Annotated in this window: 13 protein-coding genes; 12 read left to right on the forward strand and 1 reads right to left on the reverse strand. The window is 60.8% G+C overall.

The genetic code is table 11. The features are described 5' to 3' along the window. Positions 1-81 precede the first annotated feature (81 nt). The 4 genes from NYR50_RS20015 (at position 82) to NYR50_RS20030 (ending at position 6,237) form a co-directional block, all read left to right on the forward strand. Positions 82-1,158: an efflux RND transporter periplasmic adaptor subunit gene (locus NYR50_RS20015; protein WP_174010331.1), complete on the forward strand. Its 1,077-nt coding sequence runs from the start codon at positions 82-84 to the stop codon at positions 1,156-1,158. Continuing rightward, positions 1,158-2,243: an efflux RND transporter periplasmic adaptor subunit gene (locus tag NYR50_RS20020; protein ID WP_174010330.1), complete on the forward strand. Its 1,086-nt coding sequence runs from the start codon at positions 1,158-1,160 to the stop codon at positions 2,241-2,243. The genes NYR50_RS20015 and NYR50_RS20020 overlap by 1 nt, the downstream gene beginning before the upstream one ends. After that, positions 2,240-5,311 carry an efflux RND transporter permease subunit gene (locus tag NYR50_RS20025; RefSeq protein WP_174010328.1) on the forward strand — a complete coding sequence of 1,024 codons (3,072 nt, stop codon included), beginning with the start codon at positions 2,240-2,242 and terminating at the stop codon, positions 5,309-5,311. Before NYR50_RS20020 ends, NYR50_RS20025 begins: the two co-directional genes overlap by 4 nt. Before the next feature lie 209 nt (positions 5,312-5,520). Continuing rightward, complete coding sequence (locus tag NYR50_RS20030) at positions 5,521-6,237, forward strand: FadR/GntR family transcriptional regulator (RefSeq protein WP_174010326.1); 717 nt, start codon at positions 5,521-5,523, stop codon at positions 6,235-6,237. Here the strand turns inward: NYR50_RS20030 and NYR50_RS20035 are convergent. Further along, a complete protein-coding gene (locus NYR50_RS20035; protein ID WP_272447984.1) occupies positions 6,206-7,639 on the reverse strand; it encodes an aspartate ammonia-lyase in 1,434 nt (477 codons plus the stop codon). The two genes, NYR50_RS20030 and NYR50_RS20035, sit on opposite strands and share 32 nt — an antisense overlap. 270 nt (positions 7,640-7,909) lie before the next feature. Between NYR50_RS20035 and NYR50_RS20040 the strand changes: the two genes are divergently transcribed. The 8 genes from NYR50_RS20040 (at position 7,910) to NYR50_RS20075 (ending at position 18,110) form a co-directional block, all read left to right on the forward strand. Beyond that, entirely contained in the window at positions 7,910-9,367 is a 1,458-nt protein-coding gene (locus tag NYR50_RS20040; RefSeq protein ID WP_174010322.1) for an amino acid permease, read from the forward strand. Then, complete coding sequence (locus tag NYR50_RS20045) at positions 9,364-10,317, forward strand: asparaginase (protein WP_174010320.1); 954 nt, start codon at positions 9,364-9,366, stop codon at positions 10,315-10,317. The genes NYR50_RS20040 and NYR50_RS20045 overlap by 4 nt, the downstream gene beginning before the upstream one ends. 328 nt (positions 10,318-10,645) lie before the next feature. After that, complete coding sequence (gene kdpF / locus NYR50_RS20050; protein ID WP_006313429.1) at positions 10,646-10,735, forward strand: K(+)-transporting ATPase subunit F; 90 nt, start codon at positions 10,646-10,648, stop codon at positions 10,733-10,735. Positions 10,736-10,768: 33 nt separating this feature from the next. Beyond that, the gene (gene kdpA / locus NYR50_RS20055) at positions 10,769-12,472 is read left to right on the forward strand and encodes a potassium-transporting ATPase subunit KdpA (RefSeq protein WP_174010318.1); all 1,704 of its coding nucleotides are present in this window, start codon (positions 10,769-10,771) and stop codon (positions 12,470-12,472) included. Positions 12,473-12,481: 9 nt separating this feature from the next. Further along, positions 12,482-12,646, forward strand: coding sequence for a hypothetical protein (locus NYR50_RS20060; protein WP_174010316.1), 165 nt, complete (start codon positions 12,482-12,484; stop codon positions 12,644-12,646). Between the two features lie 43 nt (positions 12,647-12,689). Next, on the forward strand, positions 12,690-14,774 hold the full coding sequence (kdpB, locus tag NYR50_RS20065; RefSeq protein ID WP_174010314.1) for a potassium-transporting ATPase subunit KdpB: 2,085 nt from the start codon (positions 12,690-12,692) through the stop codon (positions 14,772-14,774). 12 nt (positions 14,775-14,786) lie between these two features. Further along, the gene (gene kdpC / locus NYR50_RS20070; protein WP_174010312.1) at positions 14,787-15,353 is read left to right on the forward strand and encodes a potassium-transporting ATPase subunit KdpC; all 567 of its coding nucleotides are present in this window, start codon (positions 14,787-14,789) and stop codon (positions 15,351-15,353) included. A 54-nt stretch (positions 15,354-15,407) separates the two neighbouring features. Next, positions 15,408-18,110 carry a sensor histidine kinase gene (locus NYR50_RS20075; RefSeq protein ID WP_174010309.1) on the forward strand — a complete coding sequence of 901 codons (2,703 nt, stop codon included), beginning with the start codon at positions 15,408-15,410 and terminating at the stop codon, positions 18,108-18,110. Positions 18,111-18,129: the final 19 nt, after the last annotated feature.

Here is an 18,129-nt window from a genome sequence, read left to right on the forward strand (position 1 = left end):
CCCCGATCAGCGGCATGAAAATTTCATTGACTATTCGGTTAGTCAAATATTATAGGATGAGGCGAAGATCAAGAGGTCACTATGAAAACCATCCTTATCGCGGCGGCGCTTGGCGGCATTTTCGCCCTGGCATCCTGCAGTAGTGAAGAACCGCCTGCCGAAAAGCCGCTGCGCACAGTCGATGTGGTGGCGGCCGAGAAAAAGCCCGTCGATCGCGGCAGCCTCATAACCGGCGAAGTGCGCGCAAGGGTCCAGACGGATCTGTCATTCCGGGTCAGCGGCAAGATCGTCGAACGGCTGGTGGACGTGGGTGCCCGGGTGAAGACCGGACAATTGCTCGCCCGTATCGATCCCGAAGAGCAGAAGGCCGACATTGATGTCGCCTTGGCAAACTTGCAATCGGCGGAAGCGCAGCAGACGCAGGCACAGCTGACGTTTGACCGTCAGCAGAACCTGTTCAAGACGCAGGTGACTTCGCGCTCGGCGGTCGACAAGGCTCAGGAAACCCTGCTTACCACGCAAGGGGCGGTGCGATCGGCGCAGGCCCAACTCGATACTGCGCGGGATGCGCTGTCCTATACCGAGCTCAGGGCCGATGCGGATGGCGTTATCACGGCGCGCAATGTCGAGGTTGGCCAGGTGGCGCAGGCCGCCCAGCTTGTTTTCACGCTGGCGCATGACGGGCCGCGCGATGCGGTCTTCGATGTCTACGAATCCCTCTTCCTCGAGCGCGATATCGACAATCTCGTCAATGTCAGCCTTCTGTCGGACCCTGCCCAAATCGTTGCGGCGCCCGTGCGCGAGATATCGCCGACGATCGATCCGGATAATGGAACGATACGGGTCAAGGTCGGTCTGAACGGCGACATGACCATGCCGCTCGGCGCGCCCGTCTCCGGCCATTTCCGCTTCAGGCAGATTGATGCTTTCGAGCTTCCGTGGTCCGCGATGACCTCGCAGGATGGCGCCCCCGCTGTCTGGCTGGTCGATCCGCGATCGTCGGAAGTCGCCATGCGCCCGGTTCAGGTCGCCGATTACGAGACCGGTCAATTCGTCGTCACGGAGGGGCTCAATCCGGGTGATCTCGTCGTCACCGTCGGGACCAAATTTCTCCGCACCGGCGAAAAGGTCGCCTATGAAAAGGGGCAGGCACAATAATGTTCAGGATAAACAGAAGCTTGTTTTTATTGCTCCCCGCCATCGCGCTTTCGTCCTGCCAGGAAAAGCAGGAGGCGGCGGCTGAAGCACGACGCCCGGTGCTTTCCGTTGTCGTGGAAGAAAAGTCGGCCGATGCATTACGGCTGACGGGCACGGTGGAATCGCGCATTAAGACCGATCTTGGTTTTCGCGTTCTCGGCCGCATCATCGCCCGTAATGTCGATGTGGCCGATCTTGTCAAGAAGGGCGACGTGGTGGCCTCGATTGATCCGCTGGCGCTGGAACTGTCGGTGAAAAGCGCGCAGTCCGAACTTTCCAACGCCGAGGCGCAGCTCGCCAATGCGGTGACGACGGAACAGCGCCAGCGTGTGCTGGCCGAAGCCCGCAGCGGCACGGAAGCGGCACTGGAAGAGGCGGAACAGGCCATGCGCACGGCCGATGCCTCCGTCGCCAAGGCCCGCGCCAATCTTGACAAGGCTGAGGAGCAGCTGGGTTATGCGCAGCTTCGAGCGGAATTTGACGGTGTGGTGACCGCCACCTCGGGCGAAATCGGCCAGGTCGTTTCCGCCGGCCAGACGGTGGTGACCATCGCCCGCCCGGAAGTGCGCGATGTGGTGGTGGATGTTCCGCAATTTGCGGCGCAGCGGCTGGAAATCGGCTCGACCTTCGAGATTGCCCTTCAGCTAGATCCGAAAATCCACATGACTGGCGTGGTGCGCGAGATCGCTCCGGAAGCCGAAACGGCAACGCGAACTCGCCGCACGAAGATCAGTCTGCAGGATGCGCCACAGGCATTCCGGCTCGGCTCCGTTGTCACGGCTCTGGCGCTTGCCGCCTCCGAACCGCAGATCACGCTTCCCGCCTCCGCACTGTTGAAAACCGATACTGGCTGGGGCGTCTGGATTGTTAATGCCGATACGGCAACGGTGACCTACCGCCCGGTCACGATAGACGGCGAGCCCGCCGAGGGCGCCAGCGTGCGCGTTACCGGCGGCGTCAAGCCCGGCGAGCGCGTTGTCAGCGCCGGTGTGCACAAGCTTAAGGATGGACAAGCCATCAGGATCGATCAGGAGGTCCGTCAGTGAAGAAATTCAATCTTTCCGACTGGGCGCTCGAACACCGTTCGCTCGTCTGGTACTTCATGCTGGTCTTCGTTCTCGCCGGCGTTTTTTCCTATCTCAACCTCGGCCGCGAGGAAGATCCGAATTTCACCATCAAGACCATGGTGATCAGCGCGCAATGGCCGGGCGCTTCCGCCGAGGAGGTGGCTCGTCAGGTAACCGACAGGATCGAGAAGAAGCTCGAGGAACTCGACAATCTCGATCATCTGCGCAGCCAGACGGTGGCCGGCCGCACCACGATTTTCGTGGAACTGGTGCCTGAAACCAAGGCGCGCAACGTCGAACCCACCTGGGTGCGGGTGCGCAACATGATCGGCGATATCAAGGGAGAGTTTCCCTCTGGCGTCGTCGGCCCCTTCTTCAACGACCGCTTCGGCGACGTCTATGGCAATATCTATGCCTTCACCAGCGACGGTCTCAGCCAGCGGCAATTGCGCGATCTGGTGGAAGATGCCCGCGCGAAGGTGCTGACCGTTGACGATATTGGCAAGGTCGATGTCATCGGCGCGCAGGATGAGGCAATCTATCTGGAATTTTCCACGCGTCAGATCGCGGCGCTCGGCATCGACCAGCAGTCGATCATCAAGACGCTGCAATCGCAGAACGCCGTCACGCAATCCGGTTTCGTTAATGCCGGGCCGGAGCGCGTGGCCCTGCGCGTCAGCGGCCAGTTCACCTCGGAAGACAGTCTGCGGTCCATCAATTTGCGCGTCAACAACCGCTTCTTCCCGCTGACGGAAGTGGCGACGATCCGGCGCGGTTATGTCGATCCGCCTTCCTCGCTGTTCCGTTTTAATGGCCAGCCGGCCATCGGTCTTGCAATCGGCATGAAAACCGGCGCGAACCTCCTGCATTTCGGCGAGGCGCTGGATGCGCAGATGAAACGCGTCGTGGCAGATTTGCCTGTTGGCGTCGATGTGCACCGGGTATCCGACCAGCCGGCCGTCGTCGATGAGGCTGTTTCCGGCTTTACCTCCGCGCTTTTCGAGGCCATCGCCATTGTTCTCGTCATCAGCTTCATCAGCCTTGGCCTCAGGGCCGGCATGGTGGTTGCAGTCTCGATCCCGCTCGTGCTGGCGATTACCTTCGTCTACATGGAATATACGGGCATTTCGCTGCAACGCATCTCGCTGGGTGCGCTCATCATCGCGCTTGGGCTTCTGGTCGACGATGCGATGATTGCGGTTGAGATGATGGTGGCGCGGCTCGAGGTGGGAGACGACCTGAGGAAAGCGGCAACCTATGTCTACACCTCCACCGCCTTTCCGATGCTGACCGGCACGCTGGTCACCGTCGCCGGCTTCATACCCGTTGGCCTCAACAACAGTGCGGCCGGCGAATTCACCTTCACGCTTTTTGTGGTGATCGCCGTTTCGCTAATCGTGTCATGGATCGTCGCGGTTTTGTTCACGCCATTGCTCGGGGTGACGATCCTGCCGAAGACGATGAAGTCTCATCATGAAAAGAAGGGGCGATTTGCCTCTGCCTTTTCCTGGCTTCTCGGCCGGGCGCTGCGCTGGCGCTGGGTGACGATTGTCGCCACGGTCGCGTTGTTTGCCCTGTCCATCAGCGGCATGAGCCTGGTGCAGCAGCAGTTCTTCCCGTCATCCGACCGCGTGGAACTTATCGTCGACTGGAACCTGCCGCAGAACAGCTCGATTGCCGAAACCAACCGGCAGATGGCACAGTTCGAACAGGAAATGCTGGCGAAAAATGCGGATATCGATCACTGGACGACCTATGTCGGTGAAGGCGCGCCGCGTTTCATCCTGTCCTTCGACGTGCAGACGCCTGACGTGACCTTTGGCCAGACGGTTATCGTCACCAAGGGGCTGGATGTGCGTGACAAGGTGCGTACCGAGTTGCAGGATTACCTGGACCGCACATTCATCGGTACCGACGCCTTCGTGAAATTGCTCGATATCGGCCCACCGGTCGGCAAACCGGTGCAATATCGCCTGAGCGGCCCCGACATCCAGAAAGTCCGTGAGCTCGGGCAGCAATTGTCGGGCATTGTCGGCGAACACCGGCTGCTGTCCAATCTGGTCATGGACTGGAACGAGCCGACGCGTGTGGTCAAGGTCGATGTTCTCCAGGACAAGGCCCGCCAGCTCGGCGTTTCCTCGGAAGATATCGCCAATGCCATGAACAGCATTGTCGAGGGCTCCACCGTTACCCAGGTTCGGGATGACATCTATCTCGTCAATGTGGTGGCGCGGGCGCAGCTGGGGGAGCGCGGTTCCATCGAGACCCTGCAGAACCTGCAATTGCCGGCGACCAACGGCAAGGCCGTGCCGCTCTCGGCAATTGCCAATTTCCGCTACGAGCTGGAACAGCCGACCATCTGGCGTCGCGACCGAATCCCGACGGTCACCGTCAAGGCCGCCATTATTGGCCCGACCCAGCCTGCGACGATTGTGGAACAGCTGAAGCCGAAACTCGAGGCTTTCGAGAAGATGCTTCCCGTGGGTTACAAGCTGGAAACGGGTGGCTCGGTTGAATCCAGCGCGGATTCACAAGCGCCGATCGTTGCGGTAGTGCCCCTGATGCTATTTGCAATGGCAACGATCCTCATGGTTCAGCTGCAAAGTTTCAGCCGGTTGTTCCTGGTCTTCGCCGTGGCGCCAACGGCCTTGATCGGCGTGGTGGTGGCGCTGCTCTTCTCCAATGCGCCGATGGGGTTCGTCGCCATTCTCGGCGTGCTGGCGTTGATCGGTATTCTCATCCGCAACTCGGTCATCCTCGTGGTCCAGATCGAGCATCTGAGAAGCGAAGGCGTCTCGGCCTGGCATGCCGTCATCGAGGCGACCGAGCACCGCATGCGGCCGATCATGCTGACGGCAGCGGCAGCCACACTTGCCCTCATTCCCATCTCCCGGGAAATTTTCTGGGGGCCGATGGCTTATGCCATGATGGGCGGTATTGTGGTGGGCACGGCGCTGACGCTGCTTTTCCTGCCGGCGCTCTATGTCGCATGGTTCCGTATTCCGCGTGAGGACGACAAGCCGGAAGGACACGACGTCACGGCCTGATATCGGAAACAGTGTGAGGGCGTCATGTCCTCACTCCCATAAAAATATCCGCCGTCGTTGTTCCCATGGGCAGGATAATGTTAGGAAAGTCGGCTTAGCTGCGAGAGCGGCGGCCGTCCTTTCGTTTTCGGACAGCCGCATGATCTTGTTTATCAAATCCGTATGTCGCCGATATTGCGGATCACATTGGGGTGCCGGAGGGTTTGAAGATGGGCGAGTTGTCGGATTGGCTAACGGAGGCACAGCCGATCAATCGCAAGAATGCCGCGGAAGCGGTGTTCGATGATATCCGTTCCGCCATCACCTCAGGTCAGCTTGCGGTCGGTACCCGATTGCCTGCCGAGTCCAATCTGGCAGTGCGATATGGTGTCAGCCGTCCGATCATCCGCGAGGCGTTGCGCTCGCTTCAGACCCTGGGCCTGACGCAGACACGCACCGGCAGCGGCACCTATGTGATGACGCCGACACCGCCTTCCGAATTGAGTTATGGCGCCTATTCCGCCCGCGATCTGATCGAGGCCCGGCCCTTTATCGAGGTGCCGGCCGCCGGCTGGGCGGCAGTGAGGCGCACGGATGCACAACTGGCCGCCCTGCTGCACCTCTGCGACCGGATGGACGCCGAAGAGAGGCCGCATCCCTGGGTGTTGCTCGACGGGCAATTTCACTGCGCTATCGCGGAAGCTTCGGCCAACGGACTATTCGCCAAGGTGGTGGCCGATGCCCGCGAGGCGCTTTCCCAGCAGTCGGAGATGGTCAATCTGATGGCGGGCCGCCGTGTCGCCTCGAATTTCGAGCACCGCCGGATCGTCGAGGCGATCCGGCGGAATTCAGCACCCGAGGCGCGTGAGGCGATGGAGCTTCACCTCGGCCAGGTGAAGCAGGTAGTGACGACGATCATCGGCGAAGATCGGCTTCGCCAGCCGTAGCTGTAAGGGCGGGCAGGTTGGCAAGATGACGCGGGCTCAGCGCCTGCTGCAATTGCGCTTCCGTCAGATAACCCCGTTCCAGAACCACCTGCGGCACGGTGCGGCCGCTGGCAAGCGCTTCCTTCGCCACTTCCGTCGCGGCGTAATAACCGATCAGCGGATTGAGCGCGGTGGCGAGACCGATCGATTCTTCCACGCGCTGCGCCATGATGCCGGGGTTTGCGACGATGCCCTCAACGCAGCGTTCCGCCAATGTGCGGCAGGCGGCGCTGAGCTGGCTGATGCTCTGCGACAATGCCCGCACGATGATGGGCTCGAAGGCGTTCAACTGCAGCTGCCCGGCTTCGGCCGCCATGGTTATGGTGATGTCGTTGCCGATCACCGCATAGGCGACCTGGTTGACCACTTCGGGAATGACCGGGTTGATCTTGCCCGGCATGATGCTGGAACCCGCCTGAACGGAGGGCAGGGTGATCTCGCCGATGCCGGCGCGCGGACCGGAGGAGAGCAGGCGAAGGTCATTGCAAGTCTTGGACAGCTTGACGGCAACGCGCTTCAGCACGCCGGAAAGGTGCACGAAGGCGCCGGGATCCTGTGTGGCTTCGATCAGGTCTGCTGCCGTGACGAGTGGCCGTCCGGTCAGCGCAGCCAGATGCTGGCAGGCAAGCTCGGCATAACCGCGCGGCGCATTGAGCCCGGTGCCGATGGCGGTGGCGCCGAGATTGATCTCGTGCAGCAATGCGGCGGACTCGATCAGGCGGGCCTGATCTTCGCCGAGCATCACCACAAAAGTGCGGAATTCTTGGCCGAGCGTCATCGGCACGGCATCCTGCAACTGCGTGCGGCCGATCTTGATGAAGCCGGCAAATTCCAGCGCCTTGCGGTCGAAGGCGTCTTTCAGCACGCCCATGGAGACCGCCAGATCGTCGATCGCCTCGATCAGCCCGACATTGATCGCAGTCGGATAGGCGTCGTTGGTTGATTGGCTGAGATTGACATGGTCATTCGGGTGAAGACGGGCATAATCGCCCTTTTTGTGACCCAGCAATTCAAGCGCGCGGTTGGCGATCACCTCATTGGCATTCATGTTCGTGGAGGTGCCGGCTCCGCCCTGGATTTCATCGACAACGAATTGCTCGTGCAGCGCGCCGGCGCGGATTTCGCGGCAGGCTTCCGCGATCGCTTCCATGCGCTCCTTGTCGAGCAGGCCGAGTTCGTGATTTGCGCGTGCGGCCGCCTCCTTCACATAGGCCAGTCCCCTGACGAGATAAGGGTTGTGGCCGATGGTTACCCCGGTGATCTTGAAGTTTTCCACGGCGCGCGCCGTGTGCACGCCCCAATAGACATCAGCCGGAATTTCCTTCGTTCCGAGCAAATCATGCTCCCTGCGCGTCACACTCACTTTTTCCTCCACTGGCTTTTAAGTGTTGTAATATCTGTAAAGCTGTCTTACAGATTTTTCGACCTTAATCTTGGTGGAGGAGAAGGTCAATCATATCGAATACCCTTGACGAACGGCATTATCTGCCATTATGAGGGCGAAAATCTGTCATGCAGCTTTACAGCACGCATGTATTCGCTGGCCATATTTCCAGCCTTGGGGACGACGCCAGTTCCACTTTGATTTCCGGCTTATTGCCGATTACAAGCGTTTTATCGGGAGGATAAATCCATGCATTCTGGAAAAACGGCACCCGCCGAACGTGAGGTCTTCGTCGAAGAGGATCTCGGTTATCATAAAGCCCTGAAGCCGCGCCAAATCCAGATGATCGCCATCGGTGGCGCCATCGGCACGGGGCTCTTTCTGGGTGCCGGTGGGCGTCTCGCGCAGGCAGGCCCGGCGCTGGTTTTCGTTTATGCGCTCTGCGGTTTCTTTGCGTTTCTGGTACTGCGCGCGCTCGGCGAGCTGATCATGCATCGCCCGAGCTCCGGTTCCTTCGTCTCATACGCCCGTGAATTCTACGGTGAGAAAATGGCCTTTGCGGCCGGCTGGATGTATTGGCTGAACTGGGCCATGACCTCGGTGGCCGACGTGACCGCCGTCGCGCTCTATATGAATTTCTTCAAGCAATATGTTCCGTGGCTCGCCGGTATCGACCAGTGGGTATTCGCGATGACGGCACTTCTGGTCGTGCTGGCGATGAACATGCTGTCGGTGAAGGTCTTCGGCGAACTGGAGTTCTGGTTCAGCCTGATCAAGGTTCTGGCTCTCGCCATTTTCCTCGTCGTTGGCGTCTATTTCGTTATTTTCGGCACACCCATCGAAGGCCATGTCACCGGCTTCAGCCTGATTACGGACAATGGCGGCTTTTTCCCGAACGGCATTCTACCGGCCTTCGTGATCATACAAGGTGTCGTCTTCGCTTATGCCTCGATCGAGCTGATCGGCACGGCGGCGGGTGAAACCGAAGACCCGCGCAAGGTCATGCCGCGCGCCATCCGCGCCGTGGTTCTGCGCCTCGTCGTCTTTTACGTCGGCTCCGTGCTACTTTTCACGCTGCTTCTGCCCTACACCGCCTACAAGGCCGGCGAGAGCCCCTTCGTCACCTTCTTCGGCTCCATCGGTGTAGAGGGTGCTGACGTGATCATGAACCTCGTGGTTCTGACCGCCGTATTGTCCTCGCTCAATGCCGGCCTTTATTCCACTGGTCGCATTCTCCACTCCATGGCGGTCTCCGGCTCGGCGCCGGCAGCGCTCGCGAAGATGAACAAGAACGGTGTGCCCTATGGCGGCATTGCGGTCACCGCCGTCGTCACGGTTCTCGGCGTGGCCTTGAACGCGGTCGTCCCATCCTCCGCCTTCGAGATCGCGCTCAACCTTTCGGCGCTCGGCATCATCTGCGCATGGGCCGTCATCGTGCTCTGCCAGCTGAAGCTCTGGCAGCTGTCGCAGCGCGGCGAGATCGTGCGTCCGGATTTCCGCATGTTCGGTGCGCCCTATACCGGCATCCTCACCCTCATCTTCCTGTTCGGCGTGCTGGTGCTGATGGCCTTCGATTATCCCGTCGGCTCATGGACGATCGCCTCGCTGATCGTCATCATCCCGGCTCTGGTCATCGGCTGGTATCTGCTACGCGACCGCATCTATCGACTGGCCGCCGAACGGGCAGGATCGGGAGTGTCGCATTGAGTGGGCAGGGTGCAGCCCCGCTGGTGGCGGTCATCGCCACCGGTGGCACCATCGCCAGCCGGCGGGGCGCCGATGGCGCCAGCACCCCCAGCCTTTCCGGCGAGGACCTGCTGGCGCTGGTTCCGCAGGTCAATGCACGGCTGAAGCCCGTCGATCTGATGGCGAAGGATTCGTCCAGCCTGACCTTGGCCGACATGCAGCGCATCAGCGATGCCGTTGGCATCGAACTCAACGATCCCGCCGTGGCGGGCATCGTCGTTCTGCATGGGACGGATGCGATGGAAGAATCCTCGCTTCTGGTCCATGTGCAGCACACCCTTGCCAAGCCCGTGATCTTCACCGGCGCGCAATTTACGGCGGACCACAGGCAAGCGGACGGACCGGCCAATCTGGCCCGGGCCATAGAAAGAGCGCTAGATCAGCGGAATGCAGAAAAGGGTGTGCTGCTTTCCTTCGGTGGCCGCTGTCTGCCGGCCTGGGGGCTTTACAAGCTGAGTGCGGATGCGGCGGATGCCTTCCGTTCGGCGCGACCGCAGGTCCAGGCCGTAGCGCCGAAACTTGCCGCTCCCGTCACGGACATCAGGGTTGATATCGTCGCCATTCATCCCGGCTGCGACGCGACCCATATCGATGCCAGCCTTGCAGCGGGTGCAAAAGGTATCGTGCTTGCTGCACTCGGTTCCGGCAATGCCAATCCTCTCATCGCTGAAGCGGTGAAGCGCTGCGCAGAGCGCCGCGTTCCGGTCGTGGTTTCCAGCCGTGTGCCGGAAGGCCTGCTGGTTGCAAGTTATGGCGGCGGTGGCGGTGGGCATGATCTCGTCGCTGTGGGTGCCGTGCATTCATCCACGCTTCGGCCGGGGCAGGCCCGCATTCTGCTGGCGGCGCTGCTCGCCGGTAACAGCTCGGCCGAAACCATCGTATCCGCCTTTGGCGAGCCGCTCTCTCAATAAGAAGCGGATTAAGACACGGAAACGGTGCCTGTCTTCGCGGGCATCAAAATTCCTATAGGATTCCTATTTTATTCCATCTGTGGCCGTCTCGAACCTTTATGCGGTTCGGGTGCATTCTTCTGTTCGGGAAGGGATGGTGTTCCCTTCTCAGCCAGAAAGATTGAAAAGCGACGTCCCACATGACGGCGCTTTTCTTCCTGTCCGGCTCCCAGAGGAAAAAGGAGTCCTATCGATGATGGACGTTATTCTGATTGGCGCAGCGACGGTATTTTTTGCTCTCTGCTTTGCCTATACCCGCGCCTGCGACCGGCTTTAGAAGGAGGCCGCGATGATATTCGATTATGTCCTGAGCGGTGCGGTTACCGTCTTTGTCGCCGCCTATCTCACTTACGCTCTCATTCGCCCCGAACGCTTCTGATCGGGAAGCGGCGGCTATTGAAAGTTAAATACCATGACCCTCAATGGATGGTTTCAGATTCTGCTTTTCTGCGGGATCGTTTTTGCGCTGGTGAAGCCGCTCGGCTTCTATATGGCGCGTGTCTTTAGTGGCGAACGCACCTTGCTGTCGCCGGTTCTCGCACCCGTCGAGCGGGGTCTCTACGCCCTTGCCGGCACCAGCGAGCACGAGGAGCAGCACTGGACGACCTATGCCTTCTCCATGCTTCTCTTCAACCTTCTCGGTTTTGCCCTGCTTTATGCGCTGATGCGCTTTCAGGCCGTGCTGCCCTATAATCCGCAGGCGATGCCGGCCGTCGGGCCAGAATTGTCCTTCAATACGGCGGTCAGCTTCGTTACCAATACCAACTGGCAGAATTACGGCGGGGAAAGCACCCTGTCCTATTTGACCCAGATGTCCGGTCTCACCGTGCAGAATTTCGTTTCGGCCGCCACGGGCATGGCGATCGCGATTGGCCTCATCCGCGCTTTCTCGCGTGCCTCCGGCAAGGCCATCGGCAATTTCTGGGTGGATATGGTCCGCTCCACCCTCTACGTGCTTCTGCCGCTCTGTATCCTGCTGACGCTCGTTTACGTGTGGATCGGCGTGCCCCAGACGCTTGGGCCCTATGTCACGGCGCAGACGCTGGAAGGCGCGCAGCAGACGATTGCCGTCGGCCCCGTGGCGTCGCAGCTGGCGATCAAGATGCTCGGCACCAATGGCGGCGGTTTCTTCAACACCAATTCCGCGCATCCCTTCGAGAACCCGGACGCCATCTCCAACATGATCCAGATGGTGTCGATCTTCGCGATCGGCGCAGCCTTCACCAATGTCTTCGGCCGCATGGTCGGTAACCAGCGCCAGGGCTGGGCGATCCTTGCCGCCATGGGTGTGCTGTTCATCGCCGGCGTCGCCGCCACCTATTGGGCGGAAGCGGCTGGAAACCCGCTGATGCACGGCTTTGGTCTCGCTGGTGGCAACATGGAGGGCAAGGAGGTCCGCTTCGGCGTGGCGCTCTCGTCGCTCTTTGCGGTGATCACCACGGCCGCATCCTGTGGCGCGGTCAACGCCATGCACGGCAGCTTCACGGCGCTCGGTGGTCTTGTCCCGCTCATCAACATGCAGCTGGGTGAGGTGATCGTGGGCGGTGTCGGCGCGGGTTTCTACGGCATTCTTCTGTTCATCGTCATCGCCATTTTCGTGGCGGGTCTGATGGTCGGCCGCACGCCGGAATATCTCGGCAAGAAGATCGAGGCCAAGGAAATGAAGATGGCGGTTCTGGCCATTCTCTGCCTGCCGCTCGCCATGCTGGCATTTACGGCAACGGCCACGGTGCTGCCCTCGGCGGTGGCATCGATCGGCACGGCCGGACCGCACGGCTTCTCCGAAATCCTCTATGCCTATACCTCGGCAGCCGCCAATAACGGCTCGGCATTCGGCGGTCTGACCGGCAATACCACCTGGTACAACATAACCCTGGGTTTCGGCATGCTGATGGGGCGTTTTCTGGTCATCATCCCGGCGCTCGCCATCGCCGGCTCGCTGGTCACCAAGAAAACCGTTCCCGCCTCGGCAGGCACCTTCCCGACGGATGGTCCGCTATTCGTCGGCCTGCTTGTCGGCACGATCCTGATTGTCGGCGGTCTCACCTTCCTGCCTGCACTCGCGCTCGGCCCCGTTGCCGAACACCTGGCCATGGCGGCAGGCCAGCTCTTCTGAGGTGATGCCATGAATGACGACGTATCTGGACGTAACCGCATCGTTCCCGCCCGCAAAGGCGCTCCCGTTAAAGGGAGCGCCACGCCCGGCGGCTGGTGCGCCTCCAATCTCATTCTTGCGATGATGGCGGCTCTGTTCGCCGCCGTTGTCGCTCTCGAAGTTATCACGGGCTGATCGACCTCCTCGGTCGCCCTGTTTCAAACGCTGGAGCCTCTTCATGAGCCAGTCCAAACAAGCGAGCATCCTTGATTCTCGCATTCTCGTGCCGGCCATTGCCGACGCATTCAAAAAGCTCAACCCGCGCACGCTTGCGCGCAACCCGGTCATGTTCGTGGTGGCGACGGTGTCGGTGCTGACAACGGTGCTGTTCATCCGCGATCTCATCACTGGCGGCACCAATCTCGCCTTTTCCTTCCAGATCAATCTCTGGCTCTGGTTCACCGTGCTGTTTGCCAATTTCGCCGAAGCCGTCGCCGAAGGGCGCGGCAAGGCGCAGGCGGATTCGCTACGCAAGACCCGCACGGAAACCCAGGCGAAACTTCTGAACGGCGATGATCGCAGCCAGTATAAAATGGTTGCGGGCGACAGCCTGAAGGTGAACGATGTCGTTCTTGTCGAGGCAGGCGATATCATCCCCTCCGACGGTGAAGTCATCGAGGGTGTCGCCTCCGTCAACGAGGCGGCGATCACGGGTGAATCCGCCCCCGTCATCCGCGAATCCGGCGGCGACCGCTCAGCGGTTACCGGCGGCACGCAGGTGCTGTCGGACTGGATAAGGGTTCGCATCACCGCCGCTGCCGGCTCCACCTTCCTCGACCGGATGATTTCACTCGTTGAAGGTGCCGAGCGCCAGAAGACGCCGAACGAGATCGCACTCAACATTCTGCTTGCGGGCATGACGCTGATCTTCGTTCTCGCCACAGCGACCATTCCAAGTTTCGCGGCCTATGCCGGCGGTTCTATCCCGATCATCGTGCTGGTGGCGCTGTTCGTCACGCTTATCCCGACCACCATCGGCGCGCTTCTGTCCGCCATCGGCATTGCCGGCATGGACCGTCTGGTGCGTTTCAACGTGCTCGCCATGTCCGGCCGCGCCGTCGAGGCGGCGGGTGATGTCGATACGCTGCTGCTCGACAAGACCGGCACGATCACGCTTGGCAACCGGCAGGCGACCGAGTTCCGCCCCATTCCCGGCGTTTCCGAGCAGGAACTTGCCGATGCCGCCCAACTCGCCTCGCTCGCCGACGAAACCCCGGAAGGCCGCTCCATCGTGGTTTTGGCCAAGGAAAAATACGGCATCCGTGCCCGGGATATGCAGAAGCTGCACGCCACTTTCGTGCCCTTCACAGCCCAGACGCGCATGAGCGGCGTCGATTTCGAAGGCGCCTCCATCCGCAAGGGCGCGGTTGATGCGGTTCTCACCTATGTCGATGGCGGCGCTCTGCAGCACGGCAATCAGGCGCTTGCCCTCAAGACCGAAACGGATGCCACACGGGCTATCCGCGCAATAGCGGAAGACATCGCCAAGGCCGGCGGCACACCGCTTGCGGTGGTGCGCGATGGCAAGCTGCTTGGCGTGGTGCAACTGAAGGATATCGTCAAGGGCGGTATTCGCGAACGTTTCGCCGAGCTTCGCCGCATGGGCATCCGCACCGTGATGATCACCGGCGACAATCCGATGACCGCCGCCGCCATCGCAGCGGAAGCAGGTGTGGATGATTTCCTCGCCCAGGCGACGCCGGAAAACAAGCTGGAGCTCATCCGCGAGGAGCAGGCCAAGGGCAAGCTTGTCGCCATGTGCGGCGACGGCACCAATGACGCGCCGGCGCTGGCGCAGGCCGATGTCGGGGTCGCCATGAACACCGGCACGGTCGCGGCGCGCGAAGCCGGCAACATGGTCGATCTCGACAGCGATCCGACCAAGCTCATCGAGATCGTCGAAATCGGCAAACAATTGCTGATGACCCGTGGTGCGCTGACGACCTTCTCCATCGCCAACGATATCGCCAAATATTTCGCCATCATCCCGGCGATGTTCCTGGCGCTCTATCCGCAGCTTGGCGTCCTCAATGTGATGGGGCTTTCGACACCGCAGAGCGCCATTTTGTCGGCGATCATCTTCAACGCACTCATCATCATCGCGCTCATCCCGCTGTCGCTGAAGGGCGTCAAATACCGTCCGATCGGCGCCGGCGCGCTTCTGTCGCGCAATCTGGTCATTTATGGCCTCGGCGGCATCATCGTTCCCTTCATCGGCATCAAGCTCATCGACCTCGCCGTCACGGCGCTCGGTCTCGCCTGAGGAGTAAAGACAATGTTTAGACAGCTTCGTCCCGCACTGGTGCTGATCCTCGCCACCACGGCCATTACCGGCCTTGCCTATCCGCTGGGCATGACGGGTCTCGCGCAGGCGCTGTTTCCTATTCAGGCCAATGGCAGCATGATCGAAAAGGACGGCAAGATCGTCGGCTCGCAATTGATCGGTCAGGCCTTCACCGGCGAGACCTATTTTCACGGGCGCCCCTCCGCCGCTGGCGACGGATATAACGCCGCCTCCTCGTCCGGATCCAATCTCGGCCCGACGAGCGCCAAGCTCATCGACCGCGTGAAGACGGATTATGAGGCCGCAAAGGCCGAAAACCCGGCGGCGGAAGTTCCGGCCGATCTGGTGACGGCATCGGGCAGCGGCCTTGATCCGCATGTCTCGCCCGAGGCTGCCTACTTCCAGGTGCCGCGCGTTGCCAAGGCAAGGGGCATGGATGAAACCGCACTGCGCGCCCTCGTCGAGCGTCATGTCGAAGCGCCGGAACTCGGCTTCATGGGTGAGCCCGTTGTAAATGTGTTGGCACTCAATATGGCACTTGACGCAGCCGGCTCATAAACTGAAATGGCTATGGCTTCTTCGGAAGCCATAGCCTCGACCACTGGTGGTTAAATGCCTGACGATATCAGCGATATGCCAAGCCGACCGTCGCCCGATGCGCTGCTGGAAAATGCCCGGCGCGAGGCAAGAGGCCGGCTGAAGATTTTTTTAGGCGCCGCACCCGGCGTCGGCAAGACCTATGAGATGCTGATGTCCGGCCGGGCGAAGCTCGCGGATGGTGTCGATACCGTTATCGGTGTCGTGGAAACCCACGGCCGCCGGGAAACCGAGGCGCTGGTCGAAGGGTTGAGCGTGATCCCGCGCAAGCGCATCGATTATCGCGGTCAGGTACTGGAGGAGATGGATATCGACGCCATCCTCGCCCGTCGCCCCGCTCTGGTCCTGGTCGATGAACTTGCCCACACCAATGCCGCCGGCAGCCGCCACCCCAAGCGCTATATGGATGTTCAGGAAATCCTCGCGCAGGGGATCGATGTCTATACGACCCTCAACATCCAGCACGTCGAAAGCCTGAACGATGTGGTGGCGCAAATCACTCGCATCCGCGTGCGTGAAACGGTCCCTGACAGCATCATCGACCGGGCCGACGATGTCGAAATCATCGATATCACCCCCGACGACCTGATCAAGCGGCTACAGGACGGCAAGGTCTACCTGCCGCGTACCGCCCGGCGTGCCATCGAGAATTATTTCTCCCGGGGCAACCTGACGGCACTGCGCGAACTCGCGCTGCGACGCACGGCGCAGCGGGTGGACGAGCAATTGCTCAACCACATGCAGTCCCATGCCATTTCCGGCCCGTGGGCGGCGGGGGACCGGGTTCTGGTCTGCCTCGACCATGGCCGCAACGGGCCGGGTCTCGTGCGTTATGCCCGAAGGCAGGCGGACCGACTGCGCGCCCCTTGGACCGCTTTGCATCTCGACACGCCGCGTTCGCAGCAATTGTCGGAGGTGGAGAAGGACCGGCTGGCGGGCACCTTGCGGCTCGCCCAGCAGCTTGGCGGCGAAACGGTAACCCTGCCGGCGCTTGATCTCACACGCGAAATCATCGCTTACGCCAATGCCAATAATTTCACCCACATCATCATCGGCCGCCCACGAAAATCCTGGTGGCAGCGGATTTTTCAGCGCTCGCTGACCCATGATCTGATCGATCACGCCGGCGATATCAGCGTGCACGTCATTTCGGGCGACAAGAACGAGGAAAAGCCGGGTCAGGCTGTGAAGCTCGCACCGGCACGGTCCCCACAGTCCTTCCGGTCCTATCTCAACAGCACTTTGTTCGTCGGGTTGGCGATCATCGTTGGCATCGTACTCGATCAGACGCTCGACGTTCAAAATCTTGCGCTCGTCTTCCTGATGGCCGTTCTGGCTGCCGCCGTGCGCGGGGGGCTCGGACCGGCGCTTTATGCCTCCTTGCTCGGCGCCCTTGCGTTCAATTTTTTCTTTCTGGAGCCGCGTTATACGCTGACGGTCAGTTCTCCGGACAGCCTTGTCGCCCTGCTGTTCTATTTCGGCGTGGCGCTGGTTGCTTCGAATCTCACTGTCGCGGTGCAGCGGCAGGCGGCCTCTGCACGCTCGAGGGCACGCACGACCGAAGACCTCTATCTGTTTTCGAAAAAGCTGGCTGGCACGGGTACGCTCGATGATGTGTTATGGGCAGCTGCATATCAGATGGCGTCAATGCTGAAGGTGAGGGTCGTCCTGCTCATGCCGGAAAACGGCGCCATTGCCGTCAAGGCGGGTTATCCGCCCGACGACACATTGGTGGATGCCGATATCGCCGCCGCACAATGGGCATGGGAACATAACAAGGCGGCAGGTCGTGGCGCGGATACTCTGCCGGGTGCCAAAAGGCTTTATCTCCCGCTTCGCACCGGCAGTGGTGCGGTGGGTGTGGTGGGCCTGGATGACGACCGAAGCGGACCGCTTTTGACGCCGGAACAGCAGCGGCTTTTTGATGCGCTGGCCGACCAGGCCGCGCTGGCGGTCGAACGTATCCAGCTTGCCTCCGATGTGGACCGGGCAAAGCTGGCGGCTGAAACCGACCGCCTGCGCACGGCACTTCTGACCTCCATTTCCCACGATCTTAAAACCCCGCTTGCCGCTATTCTGGGCTCGGCCGGAACGCTCAAGGATTTCGCCGATGACATTCCGCCTGATGCGCGCGCCGAACTGCTGTCGACGATCGTGGAGGAATCCGAACGGCTGAACCGTTTCATCTCCAATCTTCTCGATATGACAAGGATCGGGTCGGGCGCGATGGAGCCGAATTACGGGCTGCATTTCCTCGGCGACATGGTCGGAACGGCGCTGTCGCGCGCGGCGAAGATCGTTGTCCGCCATGAGGTCGTTCTCGATATCCCCTCCGACCTGCCGATGCTGAAGGTTGACCCCGTGCTTTTCGAACAGGTGCTGTTCAACCTGATCGACAATGCGGCCAAATACGCTCCCGAACACACGACCATTGCGATACGTGGCTGGCGGCAGGGAAAAAATATCTTCCTGTCGGTCGCCGATGAGGGGCCGGGCATTCCGCCCGATGATCTCGAGCGGGTCTTCGACAGTTTTTACCGGGTGCGCAAGGTTGATCATGTGCAGGCGGGAACGGGGCTCGGCCTGTCCATCTGCAAGGGGTTCATCGAGGCGATGGGGGGCTCGATCCGCGCGGAAAACAGATCGGATCGCGGCGGAGCGCAATTTACCATAGGCCTGCCCGTCGCCGTCGATACCCCGGTGCTGGATCATGATTAAGGCGCTATTGCCGGCGAGA

Source organism: Agrobacterium sp. El2ro-1b (genome assembly GCF_048298475.1).
GTDB lineage: Bacteria > Pseudomonadota > Alphaproteobacteria > Rhizobiales > Rhizobiaceae > Agrobacterium > Agrobacterium fabrum.